The sequence below is a fragment of the Kitasatospora sp. NPDC056181 genome, from assembly GCF_042266225.1.
Taxonomy (GTDB): domain Bacteria; phylum Actinomycetota; class Actinomycetes; order Streptomycetales; family Streptomycetaceae; genus Kitasatospora.
This window is the reverse complement of sequence record NZ_JBHJUK010000033.1, coordinates 50,403-67,680: the sequence shown is the minus strand read 5'-3', so window position 1 is coordinate 67,680 and position 17,278 is coordinate 50,403. Positions and strand designations below refer to the sequence as shown.

Sequence of the window (17,278 nt, the reverse complement as noted above, 5' to 3'; positions counted from 1 at the left end):
ACCCTGCCCCACCGGCGGCCGGGGCCGCGACCGGATCAGAACTGCTGCACGAAGTACGGCTCGACGGTCATCCAGCCGTTGCCGCGGGCCCCGTTGAGGCGGCCCGAGCTGCCTCGGGCGAGGGTGTACCAGGACTCCACGTAGTCCGGGTCGTCGGTCCACCACGAGGAGGGCAGCGCCGCCAGGACGGCGTTGACCAGCGGTATGTAGGCACCCTGGTCGGCGATGGTGAGCAGCACGGCCGCGACGGCCTGGGCGAGGGCCAGGTAGTTGGTGTCGCCGTCGTCCTCCATCAGGACGACGTCGGCCAGGTTGTACTTGTAGTTCGACCAGTTCACCAGGATCTGGTTCGGGTAGTAGACCGTGCCGTCGTACTGCAGGTAGGGCATGGCGACCGAGTCGACCCGGACCTTGCCGTCCTGGCCGAACCCGGTGACCAGGCCGAACATCTCGGCGGCGCCCTTGAACCAGGGCTCCTCGTCGTCGGCCACCTCGATGCCGCTGATCTTCGTGGCCCACCAGCCGCCGGCGGCCTGCGCCGCGCCCGGGGCCTGCGCACCCTTGGCGTCCAGACCCGTGGCGTCCAGGCCGCGCGCGGCGAACTCCCGCTGGAGGAGCGCGATTCCGGCGGCCAGGGTCTTGCCGGTGTCGATGTCGACCAGGTAGACGGGCTGCCCGGGGAGCGACCCGGTGTCGAGCGCGCGGGCCCGGCCGGCGGTGTCGTACGCCCGGAGGGTGCGGGCGTGGTCGTCGGCGGCGGCGACGGCCACCAGCGGCGCCGCGCCCGCGTCCAGGGCGGCCCGCATCGACGGGTCGGCCAACTGGACGCGCAGCAGCGGGCCGAGGTCGCCGAGGCCCTTGGCGGCGGCGACGGCGTGGTCGGCCCGCTCGGTGGCGGTCGCGAGCCCGCGGCCGGCCTGGCCCGGCGCGGCGGCGGCCAGCGGGGCGAGTTCGGCGGCGCGGGCGCCGGCGGTGGCGGACCGCAGCCGCTCACGCACGGCGGAGTCGGCGAGGGAGGCGGCCAGGGTGCGGGCGATGCCGTCCTCTATCGCCGCCACCTGGGTGGTGGAGGCACGGGTGGCGGGCGCCGGGGCGGCCGGTGCGGGGGCGGCCACGGCCTGGCCCGCGCCGAGCGCGAGCAGGGGAAGGGCCGCGAGCGCCGCGGTGGCGCGCCGCAGTCGGGGCAGGGACATGAGGGATCTCCAGACTCGTCGGGTGAGGCGTCGGAGCAGTGGAGCGGTGGAGCGGGTGGAGCGGCACCGCGTCGCGATCAAGAGCGTCGGTGCCATGACAAGTGAAGTGGTTCCCTGACGCCGGATCAACCCCCGGGGCGCACTGCGCCGGCCCGGCGCACGCTCAGGACCGGCCCTGCGGCACGGCGTCGGTGGGTACGGCGTCGGCGGGCAGGGCTTCGGCGGGCAGGGCTTCGGCGCGGACGGCGGCAAGAACAGCAGCGGCCCGCGTGGGCGCCGGCCGGTCGGGTCGGCGCCCACGCGGGCCGGTGAGGTGTCGTCAGTGCGCGGCGGACTCCCAGTTGGCGCCGACGCCGACCGAGACGTCCAGCGGAGCGCGCAGCGGGTAGGCCCCGGCCATCTGCTCGCGGACGATCGCCTCGACCTGCTCGCGCTCGCCGGGGGCGAGCTCCAGCACGATTTCGTCGTGCACCTGGAGCAGCATCCGGGAGGTGAGGCCGGCGGCGGTCAGCGCCTCGTCCACCCGCAGCATGGCGATCTTGACGATGTCGGCGGCCGAACCCTGGATCGGGGCGTTGAGGGCCATCCGCTCGGCCATCTCGCGGCGCTGGCGGTTGTCGCTGTTGAGGTCGGGCAGGTAGCGGCGGCGGCCGAGCAGGGTCTCGGTGTAGCCGGTGGCGCGGGCCTCGTCGACGACCCGGCGCAGGTAGTCGCGCACACCGCCGAACCGCTCGAAGTAGGTGTCCATCAGGCCCTGGGCCTCGCCGGGCTTGATGCCGAGCTGCTGGGAGAGCCCGTAGGCGGAGAGGCCGTAGGCGAGGCCGTAGGACATCGCCTTGATCTTTCGGCGCATCTCGGCGTCGACCGCGTCGCCCGGGACCTCGAAGACCTGGGAGGCGACGGTGGTGTGCAGGTCCTCACCGGTGGCGAAGGCCTCGATCAGGGCCTCGTCCTCGGAGAGGTGGGCCATGATGCGCAGCTCGATCTGCGAGTAGTCGGCGGTGAGCAGCGCCTCGTAGCCGTCGCCGACGACGAAGGCCCGGCGGATCATCCGGCCCTCCTCGGTGCGGACGGGGATGTTCTGCAGGTTCGGGTCCTGCGAGGAGAGCCGGCCGGTGGCCGCGACCATCTGGTTGAAGGTGGTGTGGATCCGCCCGGCCGGGGAGACCGTCTTGAGCAGGCCCTCGACGGTGGTGCGCAGCTTGGCCTGGTCGCGGTGGCGGAGCAGGATGACCGGCAGCTCGTTGTCGGTCTGGGTGGCGAGCCAGGTGAGGGCGTCGGCGTCGGTGGTGTAGCCGGTCTTGATCTTCTTGGTCTTGGGCAGTGCCAGCTCGCCGAAGAGGATCTCCTGGAGCTGCTTGGGCGAGCCGAGGTTGAACTCGTGGCCGGCGGCGGCGTGCGCCTCCTCGACCACGCGCTGGATCTCGGCGGCGAACTGGTTCTCCAGGCTGGTGAGCCAGGGGCGGTCGGCGGCGATGCCGGTGCGCTCCATCCGGGCCAGCAGGGCGGCGATCGGCAGCTCCATGTCGCGCAGCAGCCCGGTGGCGCCGACCTCGGCGAGCCGGGTGTCGAAGAGCGCGGCGAGGTCGAGGACGGCGCGGGCCTGGAGCATCAGGGCCTGGGCGGCGGCCGTCGCGTCCTCGTCGGGGGCGTCGAAGGCGAGCTGGCCGCTCTCGGCGGCGGGGGCCGGGGCGAGCGAGCGGGCGAGGTACTCCTCGGCGAGCACCTCCAGGGTGAAGGTGCGGCGGCCGGGCTTCTCCAGGTAGGCGGCGAGGGCGGTGTCGGCGACGACGCCCTCGATCCGCCAGCCGCGCTCGGCGAAGGCGCGCATGACCTGCTTGGCAATGTGCAGGGCCTTGGGGGCGGCCGGGTCGGCGAGCCAGGCCGCGAAGGCGCGCTCGTCCTCCTCGGCGAGCAGCGCCGGGTCGAACCAGGCGGCGGCCTCCCCTTCGGCGAGCGCGACCTCGGTGACCTCGCCGCTGCCGAGCGCCCACCGGTAGACGGCGGCGACGGCGACCGGGGTCTTGCCGTCGGCGGCGTGCTCCCGGAGCCAGGCGGCCAGGGTGCCCGGGTCGGTGAGCAGCTCGCCGTCGACCTCGACGCCGGGGGCGAGCTCGGCGGCGGCCTCGGGCTCGGCGCCGGCCGGGTCGATGCCGAAGACGCGGTCGCGGAAGTTGGCGTTGCGGAACTCCAGCGACTCCATCAGGGTGGCGACGGCCTCGCGGTCGAACGCGGCGCGGCCCAGGTCGCCGACGCCGAGCGGGAGTTCGACGTCGCGGACCAGCTCGGTGAGGATGCGGTTGCGCTTGACCGAGTCGAGGTGCTCGCGCAGCTTCTCGCCGATCTTGCCCTTCACCTCGTCGGCGCGGGTGACGAGCTCGTCGAAGGAGCCGAACTGGTTGACCCACTTGGCGGCGGTCTTCTCGCCGACGCCGGGGATGCCGGGCAGGTTGTCGGACGGGTCGCCGCGCAGCGCCGCGAGGTCGGGGTACTGGCGGGGGGTGACGCCGTACTTCTCGGCGACCTTCTCCGGGGTGTAGCGGGTGAGTTCGGAGACGCCCTTGGTCGGGTAGAGGACGGTGACGTGCTCGGTGACCAGCTGGAGCGAGTCCCGGTCGCCGGTGACGATGTCGACGTCGAAGCCGGCGGCCTCGGCCGCGGTGGCCAGGGTGGCGATGATGTCGTCGGCCTCGAAGCCCTCGACGGTCATCCGCGGGACGTTCATGGCGTCGAGCAGCTCGCCGATCAGCGGGACCTGGCTGCGGAACTCGTCCGGCGTCTTGGCGCGGTTGGCCTTGTAGTCGGGGAACTCGGCGGAGCGGAACGTCTGCCGGGAGAGGTCGAAGGCGACCGCGAGGTGGGTGGGCTGCTCGTCGCGGACGGTGTTGGCGAGCATCGACGCGAAGCCGTACACCGCGTTGGTGGGCTGGCCGGTGGAGGTGTTGAAGTTCTCCACGGGCAGCGCGTAGAACGCCCGGTAGGCCATCGAGTGCCCGTCGAGCAGCATCAGCCGGGGCCGGGCCCCGCCGCCACCCGCCGCGCTCTTGTCCGTACTCTGCGTAGCCACGTCAACGTCCGTTCCTGCCGATTCCACTGCCGGTCACCGATCCTATGGCCCGGCACCGACAAAAGGGGCGCGCCGGAGCCCGGGCCCGCCCCCGCGACGGTGGGCCCGCCACGGCGCGCCTCCCGCCACGCCAGCCCCTCGACGCGACCGCTACCGCCGAGTAGGACGGTCGTACGATCACAGGCAGCACGATGACGTGACCCCAAGCGGCAGGAGCTCCCCCATGACCGAAGCTGCCCCCGACGCGGCCCCCGTCCTGAAGGTCCCGCAGGAGGTGCTGGACCACTTCGCCAAGCTCGGCGTCGACCCGGCGACCTTCTCCGGCGGGCACCTCGGCGAGAAGCTCGGCATCCGGATCGTCGAGGCCTCGGGCGACCGCGTGGTCGGCACCATGCCGGTCGAGGGCAACCAGCAGCCGTACGGGTTGCTGCACGGCGGCGCCTCGGCGGCGCTGGCCGAGACCCTCGGCTCGGTCGGCGCGATGCTGCACGCCGGCCCGGGCCGGTACGCGGTGGGCGTCGACCTCAACGCCACCCACCACCGCTCGGCCACCTCCGGGCTGGTCACCGGGGTGGCGACCGCCGTGTTCAAGGGGCGCACCGCTGCCACCTACGAGATCGCGATCACCGACGACACCGGCAGGCGGGTCACCAGCTGCCGGCTGACGTGCATGCTCCGCGACCTCTGACGGCCCGTCGGCCGGACGGACCCTCCCGGCCGGTCCGGCCGGCCGTCAATTCCCTTGCCCGCCCCCTTGTTTGACCTTCACCTGCCCTGGGCAGGCGTTGGTCTATACAAGGGGGCGGTTGCATGTTGTCAGACTTTCAGAATGTAACAGCGCGTAACAGCTAGGAAATCCGAAGATCCAGCACCTCCCGGACCTCACGACCACCCGGGAGCGTGGCGTCAACCCCTCATATGTCCGATATTCGGACGCAAACGACCGAAACCAACATGGCGGACGGTCGTGTCCGATTATCGGCGAGGCCAGGAGTCACCTGCATTTCTGGGCCTTACATGCCCCCGGCAGCCGGCAGACGCCCCGGAAGCACAGGACCGGTCGAGCCGAAACGACCACATAGTGAGACGGGCGCTCCGTGTGCTCATAACAAGAGAATCACAGCCTCGCCACACCACTGCCCGAGCCGCCCAGGGGCATCTAGAGTCACGGCCAGTCACCGCGCCACCGGATTGGGCCAGGCCCACCGCGCATCCGGCTCCCGCCACTCAGGTGCGGCGCCTCCCGAACCGAAGGGGACCCTCGTGCGTCATCGTTCAGCAGTTGTCGTGAGCATTGCCGTGATCGGCGCCCTCAGCCTCAGCGCCTGCGGCTCCCGCGACGAGAAGAAGTCCGGGGACGGCAACAACGCCGGGTCCAGCACCACCGTCACCATCGGCGTCGACGCCCCCCTCACCGGCGACCTCTCCGCCCTCGGCCTCGGCATCCGCAACTCCGTCGAGCTCGCGGTCAAGCAGGCCAACGAGAAGAACGAGGTCCCGGGCGTCAAGTTCCAGATCAAGGCCCTCGACGACACCGCCAAGCCCGCCCCCGGCCAGCAGAACGCCACCCAGCTGGTCGCCGACAAGGACGTCATCGGCGTCGTCGGCCCCCTCAACTCCAGCGTCGCCCAGTCGATGCAGCAGATCTTCAACGACGCCAACCTCGCCCAGATCTCCCCCGCCAACACCGGCGTCGCCCTCAGCCAGGGCGAGAAGTGGGCCAGCGGCACCAAGGCCCGCCCCTTCAAGTCCTACTTCCGCACCTCCACCACCGACGCCGTCCAGGGCCCGTTCGCCGCCCAGTTCCTCGCCAAGGACGCGAAGAAGACCAAGGTCTTCCTCATCGACGACCAGAAGACCTACGGCGCCGGCCTCGCCGCCACCTTCAAGGGCGAGTTCACCAAGCAGGGCGGCACCATCGTCGGCGAGGAGCACGTCAACCCCGACGACCGCGACTTCGCCGCCGTCGTCACCAAGGTCAGGAACTCCGGCGCCGAAGCCGTCTACTACGGCGGCGAGTACCCCGCCGCCGGCCCGCTCTCCCTCCAGCTCAAGGACGCCGGCGTCAACATCCCGCTCATGGGCGGCGACGGCATCCAGAGCGGCGACTTCATCAAGCTCAACCCCAAGAGCCAGGGCGACTACGCCACCGCCGTCGGCCTCCCCGTCGAGCAGCTCCCCACCGCCGCCAAGTTCATCGCCGACTACAAGGCCGCCGGCTACAAGGACGCCTACGAGACCTACGGCGGCTACTCCTACGACAGCGGCTGGGCCATCATCCAGGCCGTCAAGGCCGTCGTGAGCGCCAACAACGGCAAGCTCCCCGACAACCCCCGCGCCAAGGTCGTCGAGGCCGTCCAGAAGGTCTCCTTCGACGGCGTCACCGGCAAGGTCTCCTTCGACGAGTTCGGCGACACCACCAACAAGCAGCTCACCGTCTACGCCGTCAAGGACGGCAAGTGGGCCGTGGAGAAGTCCGGCACCTTCAACGGCTGAACCTGACCCAGAGTCAGCAGAACCACAGAACGTCGGAACTACCAGCGCGGGGGCGCCACGAGTGCCCCCGCGCACCCACATCCACCACCCACGCGGACCCACCCCACGCACAACGGAGGCCCAGCGGTGCACGACCTACCGCAGCAGCTGGCCAACGGCCTGATCCTCGGCGCCCTCTACGGGCTCGTCGCGATCGGCTACACGATGGTCTACGGCATCGTCCAGCTCATCAACTTCGCCCACGGCGAGATCGTCATGGTCGGCGGCTTCGGCGCCCTGACCGCCTACCTCGCCCTCCCCGGCGGCACCACACTCTGGCTGGCCCTACCGCTGATGCTGATCGCCGGCATCCTGGTCTCCACCCTCACCGCCGTCGCCGCCGAGCGCTTCGCCTACCGGCCGCTGCGCACCGCCCCCCGGCTCGCCCCCCTCATCACCGCGATCGGCCTCTCGATCGTCCTCCAGCAGCTGGTCTTCTCCTTCTACCCCGACGCCAAGAAGGCCCGCGTCTTCCCCAAGATCCCCGGTGACCCCTTCGAGCTCGGCTCCGTCACCATCCAGCGCAGCGACATCTTCCTCCTCATCGCCGCCCCGCTCTGCATGCTCGCCCTCGGCTGGTTCGTCACCCGCACCCGCTCCGGCCGCGCCATGCAGGCCACCAGCCAGGACCCCGACACCGCCAAGCTCATGGGCATCGACACCGACCGCATCATCGTCATGGCCTTCGCCATCGGCGCCGCGTTCGCCGCCGTCGCCGCCGTCGCCTACGGCCTGCGCAGCGGCCAGGTCGACTTCCGCATGGGCTTCATCCTCGGCCTCAAGGCCTTCACCGCCGCCGTCCTCGGCGGCATCGGCAACATCTACGGCGCCATGCTCGGCGGCGTCGCCCTCGGCCTCGCCGAAGCCCTCGCCACCGGATACATCCAGCACCTCCCCGGCATGCACCTCTTCGGAGGCGGCGCTTGGAAGGACGTCTGGGCCTTCGTACTCCTCATCGTCGTGCTGCTCGTCCGGCCCCAGGGCCTGCTCGGCGAGCGCGTCGCGGACAGGGCGTGAGCACCATGACCACCACCACCGAGACCAGCCCGGTCATCCCCCTGCCGGCCCGCGCCGCCACCCTCCTCACCGGCCTCGGCGCCGCCGCCACCGCCGGCTCCGCCCTGATGTCCTGGACCTGGACCTCCGAGTTCCCCGGCGACCTCACCTACTTCGGCTCCCCCGCCGGACTCCAGTGGCTCGCCCTCACCGCAGGACTGCTCACCCTCGTCCTCCTCCTCGCCACCCAGGGCGTCCCCGGCCTGCGCTGGGCCGCCCCCTCCCGCAGCAACAACGCCGTCCTCCTCGCCGCCGCCGGCGCCTTCGTCGTCGGCTGGTTCTCCATCACCGCCATCGCCACCGACCTCGGCGGCCTCGCCAACCTCGAACCCGGCGGCTGGGTCCTCGGCGCCGGGTCACTGCTCACCCTCGCCGGCGCCCTCGGCCTCCCCCTCGACCGGCGCACCGGCGTCACCCTGCGCGTCCTCGACCGACGGCTCTTCCTGCTCGTACCGGCCGCCGCCGTCATCTGGTTCGCCACCCACGCCATCCCCGAGGACAAGCCGGTCGCCCCCGTGCTGACCGCCCTCGCCGGCGGCCTCGTCATCGCCGCCGCAGCCGTCCTCGCCGTCCAGCTCGGCCACCTCGCCAACCACTGGCTGCGCATCGCCAACATCACCCGGCCGCTGCCCGCCCCCCGCGAACTCCCCTCCTGGGCCGAGGTCCTCCTCATCGTCGCGGCCTTCGCCACCGGCCTGTTCGCGATCACCTTCGGCATCGACACCGAGTACGGCGAGCTCTTCATCGGCTACCTGCTGCTGGCCGGCACCGTCGTCCCCGCGATCACCAAGTCCGGACTGCTGCCTCGGCTGCGCTCCCTGACCGTCAAGTACCGCTCGGTCACCACCGGCGCCGCCTTCGCCGCCGCCGCCAGCTTCCCCTTCACCCAGACCAGCGACCAGTACACCTCGGTCGCCGCCAACATCCTGATCTTCGCGACCGTCGCGCTCGGCCTCAACATCGTCGTCGGCCTGGCCGGCCTGCTCGACCTCGGGTACGTCGCCTTCCTCGGCGTCGGCGCCTACGCCGCCGCCCTGGTCTCCGGCTCCCCCGCCTCGCCGATCCACGTCCAGTTCCCGTTCTGGGCCGCGATGCTCACCGGCGCCGTCGTCTCCATGGTCTTCGGCGTCATCATCGGCGCCCCGACCCTGCGACTGCGCGGCGACTACCTCGCCATCGTCACCCTCGGGTTCGGCGAGATCTTCCGCATCACCATGCTCAACCTCAACGGGACCACCGGCCCCAAGATCACCAACGGCTCCAACGGCATCCCGCGCATCCCCGACCTGGAGATCCTCGGCTTCGACCTCGGCAAGCCGCACACCGTGCTCGGCGTCGAACTCGGCCGCTTCTCCAACTACTACCTGCTGATGCTGGTGGTCACCGCCATCGTCGTGCTGGTCTTCGCCCGCGTCGGCAACTCCCGCATCGGCCGCGCCTGGGTCGCCATCCGCGAGGACGAGACCGCCGCCGAGGCCATGGGCATCAACGGCTTCCGCCTCAAGCTCCTCGCCTTCGCCCTCGGCGCCTGCCTCGCCGGCCTCGCCGGCACCGTCCAGGCCCACGTCAGCTACACCGTCACCCCCGACCAGTACACCTTCGCCGAGGCCCTGCCGCCCAACTCCGCCTTCCTGCTCGCCGCCGTCATCCTCGGCGGCATGGGCACCATCAGCGGCCCCCTGGCCGGCGCCACCCTCCTCTTCCTCGTCCCGAAGAAGCTCGAATTCCTCTCCGACTACCAGCTGCTCGCCTTCGGCATCGCCCTCATCATCCTGATGCGGGTCCGCCCCGAAGGCCTCATCCCCAACCGCCGGCAGCAGCTGGAGTTCCACGAGGCGGCGATCCCGGCGCAGTCGACCGGCGACGCGGCCACCCTCACCAAGGCAGGGGCGTGACCAGCCAGATGACCACCACCACCGCCCCCAGCGCCCCCGCCGTGGCCAGGCCCATCCTCGAAGTCTCCGGCGTCACCATGAGGTTCGGCGGCCTCACCGCCGTCAACGACGTCTCCCTCACCGTCGGCGAGGGCGAGATCATCGGCCTCATCGGCCCCAACGGCGCGGGCAAGACCACCTTCTTCAACTGCCTCACCGGGCTCTACGTCCCCACCGAGGGACGGGTCGCCTACAAGGGGACGGTCCTGCCCCCCAAGCCCCACCTCGTCACCCAGGCCGGCATCGCCCGCACCTTCCAGAACATCCGGCTCTTCGCCAACATGACCGTCCTGGAGAACGTCCTCGTCGGCCGCCACAGCCGCACCCGCGAAGGACTCTTCTCGGCCATCCTCCGCGGCCCCGGCTACCACCGGGCCGAAGCCGAGAGCCGCGCCCGCGCCATGGAACTCCTGGAGTTCACCGGCCTCGCCGACAAGGCCGAGCACCTCGCCCGCAACCTCCCCTACGGCGAACAGCGCAAGCTCGAAATCGCCCGCGCCCTCGCCTCCGACCCCGGCCTGCTCCTCCTCGACGAGCCCACCGCCGGCATGAACCCCCAGGAGACCAGGGCCGCCGAGGAGCTCGTCTTCGCCATCCGCGACCGCGGCGTCTCCATCCTCGTCATCGAGCACGACATGCGGTTCATCTTCAACCTCTGCGACCGCACCGCCGTCCTCGTGCAGGGCCAGAAGATCGTCGAGGGCGACCGCGAAACCGTCCAGAACGACGAACGCGTCATCACCGCCTACCTCGGCGCCCCGCTCGAAGGCACCACCGCAGCACCGGAGGACTCCCAGTGACCGCACTCCTTGAGGTCGAGGACCTCCGCGTCTCCTACGGCAAGATCGAAGCCGTCAAGGGCATCAGCTTCACCGTCAACCAGGGCGAGGTCACCACCCTCATCGGCACCAACGGCGCCGGCAAGACCACCACCCTGCGCACCCTCTCCGGCCTGCTCAAGCCGACCTCCGGAAAGGTCCTGTTCGACGGACAGCCGCTGACCACCGTCCCCGCCCACAAGATCGTCGCCCTCGGACTCGCCCACTCCCCCGAAGGCCGGCACATCTTCCCCCGCATGACCATCGAGGAGAACCTCCTCCTCGGCGCCTTCCTGCGCAACGACAGCGCCGGCATCACGGCGGACGTCGAGCGGGCCTACGGGCTCTTCCCCATCCTCGGGGAACGCCGCAAGCAGGCCGCCGGCACGCTGTCCGGCGGCGAGCAGCAGATGCTCGCCATGGGCCGCGCGCTGATGTCCCAGCCCAAGCTGCTCATGCTGGACGAGCCGTCCATGGGCCTCTCGCCACTGATGATGCAGAAGATCATGGCGACCATCGTGGAGCTCAAGGCGAGCGGGACGACCATCCTCCTGGTCGAGCAGAACGCCCAGGCCGCCCTGTCGCTCTCCGACCAGGGCTACGTGATGGAGACCGGCCGCATCGTCCTCCAGGGCACCGGCGCCGACCTGCTGCACGACGAGTCCGTCCGCAAGGCGTACCTCGGCGAGGACTGACCCACCCCCGGTACGACGAAGGGGCCCGGCGGCTGCGTCCAGCCGCCGGGCCCCTCGTCGTCGCGCTACTCGCCCTTGGCCTCCTCGGCCTTCTTCTTGTCCTGGGCCTCGCCCTCTTCGATCACGGCCTCCGCGACCGCGGCCATCGTCATCCGGCGGTCCATCGAGGTCTTCTGGATCCACCGGAACGCGGCCGGCTCGTTCAGCCCGAACTTCGTCTGCAGCACGCTCTTCGCCCGGTCCACCAGCTTCCGGGTCTCCAGCCGCTGGGTGAGATCCGCGATCTCCTCCTCCAGCGTCCGCATCTCCGTGTACCGCGAGACGGCCATCTCGATCGCGGGCACGAGGTCGCTCTTGGAGAACGGCTTCACGATGTACGCCATCGCACCGGCGTCCCGCGCCCGGTCCACCAGCTCCCGCTGCGAGAACGCGGTCAGCATCAGGACCGGCGCCAGGTGCGCCTCGTGGATCTGCTCGGCGGCGGAGAGCCCGTCCAGGACCGGCATCTTCACGTCCAGGATCGCCAGGTCGGGGCGGAGCTCCTCGACCAGCCGCACCGCCGTAGCCCCATCGCCGGCCTCGCCGACGACGGTGTACCCCTCCTCTTCGAGCATCTCCTTCAGGTCGAGGCGGATCAAAGCCTCGTCCTCGGCGATCACAATCCGGGTGATCTGGGGCATGTCGGTCTCAAGCGGCTCGGGCTGCTCGTCGGCGGTGCTCACGGGGCTCCTAGTTCCGGCGGGGTACTGCATGCACGAGGGTACCTAGACGCGGTATGTTTGAGACGCAGCAGGGTCGGGGGCAACCTTCGATTCAGCGGTTGCCCCGATAGCCCAGCGGAAGAGGCAATGGTCTCAAACACCATCCAGCGTGGGTTCGAATCCCACTCGGGGTACTTTTCCTTCGATTCTAAGACTACTTAGGATCACCTTACGGTTGGCGATCTTCATTATTTCGACTGAAGATTCGCCCGACTTCCGGGTTCCACGCGACCCGGGCACGCAGGCTCGGCCACATGTACGACACGGCCACGCGCCAGCGAGCGATCAACCTCCACGCATCCGGCCTGACCCTCAGCCAGGTGAGCCGCGCCACCGGAATCTCCCGGTTCACCGTCCGCGCCTGGGCCACGGGTGCCGCACCCGACCCCCGTCCGGCCGCCGACTGCCCGGTGCGCCACAGCGGCCTGAACCCTGCACTTCCACGCCCCGACTACGCCTATCTCCTGGGCCTCTACCTCGGTGACGGCTGCATCAGCGAGGGCCGCCGCAACGTCCACGCCCTCCGGATCGCCTGCGGCGACGCCTGGCCCGGACTCATCGACGAGTGCGCACGGGCCGTCGCCTCCGTCATGCCGCACAACAAGGTCCGACGCGTCCGGGCCGTCGGGTACACCAGCGTGGTCAGCACGAGCAAGCACTGGCCCTGCCTCTTCCCCCAGCACGGCCCCGGCCCGAAGCACCGTCGTCCGATAGCCCTTGAGCCCTGGCAGCAGGACATCGTCGACGCCAACCCCTGGGAGTTCCTGCGCGGCCTGGTCCACTCCGACGGCTGCCGGATCACCAACTGGACGACGCGGACGGTCGGCGGCGTCCAGAAGCGCTACGAGTACCCGCGGTACTTCTTCACCAACACCTCGACCGACATCGTCCACCTCTTCACGGCCACCCTCGACGCCGTCGGCGTGCAGTGGAAGTCCGTCACCCGCTCCGGCGGCACGGTCAACGTCTCCGTCGCCCGCAAGGAGTCCGTCGCCCTCATGGACGCCCACATCGGCCCCAAGTACTGACGGTGCCGCCGGGACCGGGGACTACGCCCCGAGCCTGGCGTCGCCCCAGACCCCGTAGCTGTAGGGGGACAGGTCCGCCGTCGTGGCGTAGGTGACCACGATCTTCAGGCGCAACGCGTTCCTGACGTCGACGGTGAGCTGCTGCGACTGCCCGAGCGAGAGGGTCTGCTGGGCCACGGACCTGCCGTCGACGAGGACTTCGAAGGTCAGGACCGTGCCCGTGGGCGAGTCGTCGCGGGCCCCGATCGTGGCGCTGAACGTCTGCCAGGAGCGTTCGAGGTTGTACTCGGCCGCGTTGGACGGGATGGAGGTGAGATCCGTCCTGAGGGAGACGCTGTGGGCGTAGTTCGTGCCGTTCACGAGTGCCGCACCGTTCTCGACGCCGTAGGTGGAGGAGAACGGGTCGTTGTCGCTGAGGTACTGCGTTCCGGCCGTGAAGGTCGTCGTGGGCGAACCGGAGCCGGGCGGCCCGGAGGTGGGCGAGCCCGGCGTGGGCGACGCGGAGAGGTCGCTGGCGGACGGGGCGGTGGCCGTCACGGTGACGGTCCGGGTCGCCGGCGCGGCCGTGGTGGAGGCGGCGGGCGACGAACCGCCGGAGCCGCACGCGGCGACCGCGACGGCGGTCAGGCCGGCCGTCGCGGTGGCGGCCAGGAGCCGAATCGCCCGCCGGTACCCCCGAAGCGGCGCCCCGGGTGTTCTGCCCATGTCCCTCAGCTCCTAGGTCGCCGGCGGCTTGGGCGGGTCGTAGGGCGGCGGGGGCGGCACATTCACCGGTGGCTTCGCACCGACGTGCCACTCGGCCTCGTCCTGTGTCGGGGGCCGGTCCCGCCGGACGGCCGCCACCACGGTGAAGGCCGCTGTGGCGATGGCGGCGAGCAGGCCGATCCAGAGGCCGGCTCCGGTCGAGGCCGAGGTCTCGGTCAGCTGGTTGTTCAGGTCCACCAGGTCGGAGACGTCGGCCACTTTGACGATGTAGAGGACCAGCAGAACGGACGCCGGGATCAGCGCGATCACGGCGAATCTCCGGTCGTCCCGTGCGAATGCCGCGCCGACGAGGCCGAGGAAGGCCAGGACCACCACGATGATCAACGCCGGCCCGGCCGCCTGCATGCCCTCCCCGAAGGCGTCGACGGTGGTGTACGTGTCCGAGACCCAGGGGGCGAAGAGCATGAAGAAGCTCAGCACTGCCGTGCCTGCGGCCGCCACCAGCGGCCAGTCGCGGGACAGCCGGGGTGCGATGCCCCCGCCTCCGCGCTGCGGGGGGTCCTCGTGGGCCATGGCTCCTCCGTCCGTGCGTGACGTCGCACTCGTTTCCGGGGAGGGGATTGCGGGAGCCGCGCGGTCGGGTGCCGACGCTCCCCTTTCAGCATGTGGCGGCCGTGGAGGAGGTGCAACCTCGGCTCGACCGTGCCGTCCGGCGTGCATGGCACGGCGGCCCGTGGTGCGCTGGAGTTCCGGGACCGCCGGGCGGCGGAGGGTCCTGATGCCGCTTGCGCGCCACACCGGCGCCCTACTTGACCGACAGTCACCTCCACGTGGAACAGGTGATACCGATGGCGCGAGTCAACGCGCGACGGTGGCCGGCCCTGCTCGGCGCGTTCATGCTGGCCGCCGCGGGCGCGGCGCTGCCGGACGGTGCCGCTGCCGCACGTCCGGCGCTCGTGCCGGCCTGCCTGACCGTGAACCCCGATCCGGGCGGCCCGCACGACAGCTGGTCGTCGGCGGCGCCGATCTCCACGCAGCGCTACTTCCTCGCCGCGGCGACCGACTGTGACGGAACGGTCTACGCCGTCGGCGGATGGGCGGCCACGACGCCGAACCCGGGGCCGTCGGACTTCGCGCGCAGCGATCTGGTGGAGAACTACGACCCGAGCAGCGGCTCCTGGACAACGATGCCCGCATTGTTGAGCGCGCGGGACAGGCTGGCGGCCGTCACCGACGGGGACGGCCGGATCCTGGCCATCGGCGGCGACGACGCCTACTCGGGCACGGCCGTCGAGGTGTACACGCCCGGTTACGGAGCATGGCAGGCGATGCCCAGTCTGCCCGTGGAGATGCTGTTCCCCTCGGCCGCTTCGGATGCCGCGGGGAACGTCTACGTCTTCGACGGCGACGAAACGGTGATCTTCGACGCGGATTCCAGGACCTGGCAGACCGGACCGCCGATGCCGACGGCCCGTGAAGGCGCGGTGGCCGCGACCGGTGCGGACGGGAGGGTCTACGTGATCGGCGGGTACACCGCAGCGGAACCCGACGTTCCCACGAGCACGGTGGAGGTCTACACGCCGAGTACCCGGGAGTGGAGCCAGGCGGCGCCCATGCCGGGGCCGAAGGGGCGGGCTGCGGGGGCGACGGCCCCGGACGGGCGGATCCTCGTGTTCGGGGGCGCATCCGAGCCCGGGGACACGCCGACAGCGGTGACCTACGCGTATTCGCCGGGGACGGACCGCTGGGAGCCCGCCGAGAGCATGCCGCACGCCAGGGACTGCGCGGCGGCGGCAGTCGGCGGCGACGGACGGATCTACCTGGTCGGGGGGACGGAGGGTGACGCTGTCGACACCTCCACCACGGACGTCGACGTCTACACGCCCTGACCGGCCGGGCGGGCGGCACCCCTCGGAGGGGCGCCGCCCCGACCGCACCCGGGGGCGCGGTCAGTTGTCCAACGCCCCCACGTGGTGGACGCGGACGAGGTTGGTGGAGCCGGCGAGGCCGGGGGGCGAGCCGGCGGTGATGACGACGATGTCGCCCTTCTGGCAGCGGCCCAGGGAGAGCAGTGCCGCGTCGACCTGTTCGACCATCTCGTCCGTGGTGGGGGCGAAGGGGCCGAGGAAGGTCTCGACGCCCCAGGTGAGGGCGAGTTGGCTGCGGACGGCGGGTTCGTAGGTGAAGGCGAGGACGGGGATGGGCGAGCGGTAGCGGGTGAGGCGGCGGGCGGTGTCTCCGGACTGGGTGAAGGCGATGAGGTACTTGGCGCCGAGGAAGTCGCCGATCTCGGCGGCGGCGCGGGCGACGGCGCCGCCCTGGGTGCGGGGCTTGTTGCTGGGGGTGAGCGGGGGCAGGCCGGCGGCGAGGGCGTCGCCCTCCGCCGCCTCGATGATGCGGCCCATGGTCAGGACCGTCTCGACGGGGTACTTGCCGACCGACGTCTCGCCGGAGAGCATCACCGCGTCGGTGCCGTCGAGGACGGCGTTGGCGACGTCGGAGGCCTCGGCGCGGGTCGGGCGGGAGGCGTTGATCATCGAGTCGAGCATCTGGGTGGCGACGATGACGGGCTTGGCGTTGCGCCTGGCCAGCTTGACGGCGCGCTTCTGGACCATCGGGACCTGTTCGAGGGGCATCTCCACGCCCAGGTCGCCGCGGGCCACCATGATGCCGTCGAAGGCGTCCACGATGGAGTCCAGGTTGTCGACCGCCTGCGGCTTCTCCACCTTGGCGATGACGGGGACGAAGCGCCCCTCCTCGGCCATGACGCGGTGGACGTCCTCGATGTCGCGGCCGCTGCGGACGAAGGAGAGGGCGACGAGGTCGGCGCCGGTCCTCAGGGCCCAGCGCAGGTCGTCGACGTCCTTGTCGCTGAGTGCGGGCACGGAGACGGCGACGCCGGGGAGGTTGAGGCCCTTGTGGTCGGAGACGAGGCCGCCCTCGATGACGGTGCAGCGGACGAGGGGTCCGTCGACGTCGACGACTTCGAGGGTGACGCGGCCGTCGTCGACGAGGATCCGCTCGCCGCGGGTGACGTCGCCGGCGAGGCCGGCGTAGGTGGTGCCGCAGATGTGCTGGTCTCCGACGACGTCCTTGTCGGTGGAGATGGTGAACTCGTCGCCGCGTTCGAGAAGTACGGGTCCTTCGGCGAAGGTGTCGAGCCGGATCTTCGGGCCTTGAAGGTCGGCGAGCACGCCGACGCTGCGGCCGGTCTCGTCCGCGGCCTTGCGGACCCGGCGGTAGCGTTCCTCGTGCTCGATGTGGGAGCCGTGGCTCAGGTTGAATCGGGCGATGTCCATCCCGGCGACGACCAGTGCCTTGATCTGGTCGTACGAGTCGGTGGCGGGCCCGAGGGTACAGACGATTTTTGCTCGGCGCATAGTGCTGAGAGTACGGATTACCGACGCGTAACATCGACGTGCGTCCGGACAGCGGGATGACCTTTGCCGGAAGGCGAGTTGAACAATCTGACACATGGTCGGACAG

At 70.9% G+C, this 17,278-nt stretch carries 14 protein-coding genes and 1 tRNA gene; 9 read left to right on the top strand and 6 right to left on the bottom strand.

Annotated features, from left to right (window positions below; genetic code table 11):
* Window positions 1-35: 35 nt before the first annotated feature.
* Both ACFC1F_RS15730 and polA read right to left on the bottom strand, forming a co-directional pair.
* A complete protein-coding gene (locus ACFC1F_RS15730) occupies window positions 36-1,193 on the bottom strand; it encodes a DUF3103 family protein (protein WP_376158667.1) in 1,158 nt (385 codons plus the stop codon).
* 319 nt (window positions 1,194-1,512) lie between these two features.
* The gene (gene polA, locus ACFC1F_RS15725) at window positions 1,513-4,200 is read right to left on the bottom strand and encodes a DNA polymerase I (protein WP_376158675.1); all 2,688 of its coding nucleotides are present in this window, start codon (window positions 4,198-4,200) and stop codon (window positions 1,513-1,515) included.
* Window positions 4,201-4,483: 283 nt separating this feature from the next.
* Here polA and ACFC1F_RS15720 point away from each other — a divergent pair, with 283 nt between their 5' ends.
* From ACFC1F_RS15720 to ACFC1F_RS15695, 6 genes are all read left to right on the top strand, one after another.
* Window positions 4,484-4,948, top strand: a complete 465-nt coding sequence (locus ACFC1F_RS15720; RefSeq protein WP_148645592.1) for a PaaI family thioesterase — start codon at window positions 4,484-4,486, stop codon at window positions 4,946-4,948.
* A 575-nt stretch (window positions 4,949-5,523) separates the two neighbouring features.
* A complete protein-coding gene (locus tag ACFC1F_RS15715; RefSeq protein ID WP_209412022.1) occupies window positions 5,524-6,756 on the top strand; it encodes a branched-chain amino acid ABC transporter substrate-binding protein in 1,233 nt (410 codons plus the stop codon).
* 126 nt (window positions 6,757-6,882) lie between these two features.
* Window positions 6,883-7,812, top strand: coding sequence for a branched-chain amino acid ABC transporter permease (locus ACFC1F_RS15710; RefSeq protein WP_148645590.1), 930 nt, complete (start codon window positions 6,883-6,885; stop codon window positions 7,810-7,812).
* Window positions 7,813-7,817: 5 nt separating this feature from the next.
* Window positions 7,818-9,746: a branched-chain amino acid ABC transporter permease gene (locus ACFC1F_RS15705; RefSeq protein WP_376158664.1), complete on the top strand. Its 1,929-nt coding sequence runs from the start codon at window positions 7,818-7,820 to the stop codon at window positions 9,744-9,746.
* An 8-nt stretch (window positions 9,747-9,754) separates the two neighbouring features.
* Window positions 9,755-10,585 carry an ABC transporter ATP-binding protein gene (locus ACFC1F_RS15700; protein ID WP_376158673.1) on the top strand — a complete coding sequence of 277 codons (831 nt, stop codon included), beginning with the start codon at window positions 9,755-9,757 and terminating at the stop codon, window positions 10,583-10,585.
* On the top strand, window positions 10,582-11,298 hold the full coding sequence (locus ACFC1F_RS15695; RefSeq protein WP_209412021.1) for an ABC transporter ATP-binding protein: 717 nt from the start codon (window positions 10,582-10,584) through the stop codon (window positions 11,296-11,298). Before ACFC1F_RS15700 ends, ACFC1F_RS15695 begins: the two co-directional genes overlap by 4 nt.
* Before the next feature lie 65 nt (window positions 11,299-11,363).
* On the opposite strand, the gene ACFC1F_RS15690 is transcribed toward ACFC1F_RS15695, so the two are convergent.
* Window positions 11,364-12,050 carry an ANTAR domain-containing response regulator gene (locus ACFC1F_RS15690; RefSeq protein ID WP_374106000.1) on the bottom strand — a complete coding sequence of 229 codons (687 nt, stop codon included), beginning with the start codon at window positions 12,048-12,050 and terminating at the stop codon, window positions 11,364-11,366.
* Window positions 12,051-12,120: 70 nt separating this feature from the next.
* Here ACFC1F_RS15690 and ACFC1F_RS15685 point away from each other — a divergent pair.
* Together ACFC1F_RS15685 and ACFC1F_RS15680 are read left to right on the top strand one after the other, a co-directional pair.
* Window positions 12,121-12,193 (top strand) — tRNA-Leu (locus ACFC1F_RS15685).
* A gap of 120 nt (window positions 12,194-12,313) precedes the next feature.
* The gene (locus ACFC1F_RS15680; protein ID WP_376158662.1) at window positions 12,314-13,087 is read left to right on the top strand and encodes a transcriptional regulator; all 774 of its coding nucleotides are present in this window, start codon (window positions 12,314-12,316) and stop codon (window positions 13,085-13,087) included.
* 21 nt (window positions 13,088-13,108) lie between these two features.
* Here ACFC1F_RS15680 and ACFC1F_RS15675 read toward each other — a convergent pair whose 3' ends face one another.
* Window positions 13,109-13,792 carry an NPCBM/NEW2 domain-containing protein gene (locus tag ACFC1F_RS15675; RefSeq protein ID WP_376158660.1) on the bottom strand — a complete coding sequence of 228 codons (684 nt, stop codon included), beginning with the start codon at window positions 13,790-13,792 and terminating at the stop codon, window positions 13,109-13,111.
* A gap of 12 nt (window positions 13,793-13,804) precedes the next feature.
* On the bottom strand, window positions 13,805-14,365 hold the full coding sequence (locus tag ACFC1F_RS15670) for a hypothetical protein (RefSeq protein ID WP_376158658.1): 561 nt from the start codon (window positions 14,363-14,365) through the stop codon (window positions 13,805-13,807).
* Window positions 14,366-14,640: 275 nt separating this feature from the next.
* Here ACFC1F_RS15670 and ACFC1F_RS15665 point away from each other — a divergent pair, with 275 nt between their 5' ends.
* Window positions 14,641-15,681 carry a Kelch repeat-containing protein gene (locus ACFC1F_RS15665; protein WP_376158656.1) on the top strand — a complete coding sequence of 347 codons (1,041 nt, stop codon included), beginning with the start codon at window positions 14,641-14,643 and terminating at the stop codon, window positions 15,679-15,681.
* 60 nt (window positions 15,682-15,741) lie between these two features.
* Here the strand turns inward: ACFC1F_RS15665 and pyk are convergent, their stop codons facing one another.
* Window positions 15,742-17,172 carry a pyruvate kinase gene (pyk, locus tag ACFC1F_RS15660; RefSeq protein ID WP_376158654.1) on the bottom strand — a complete coding sequence of 477 codons (1,431 nt, stop codon included), beginning with the start codon at window positions 17,170-17,172 and terminating at the stop codon, window positions 15,742-15,744.
* Window positions 17,173-17,278 lie beyond the last annotated feature (106 nt).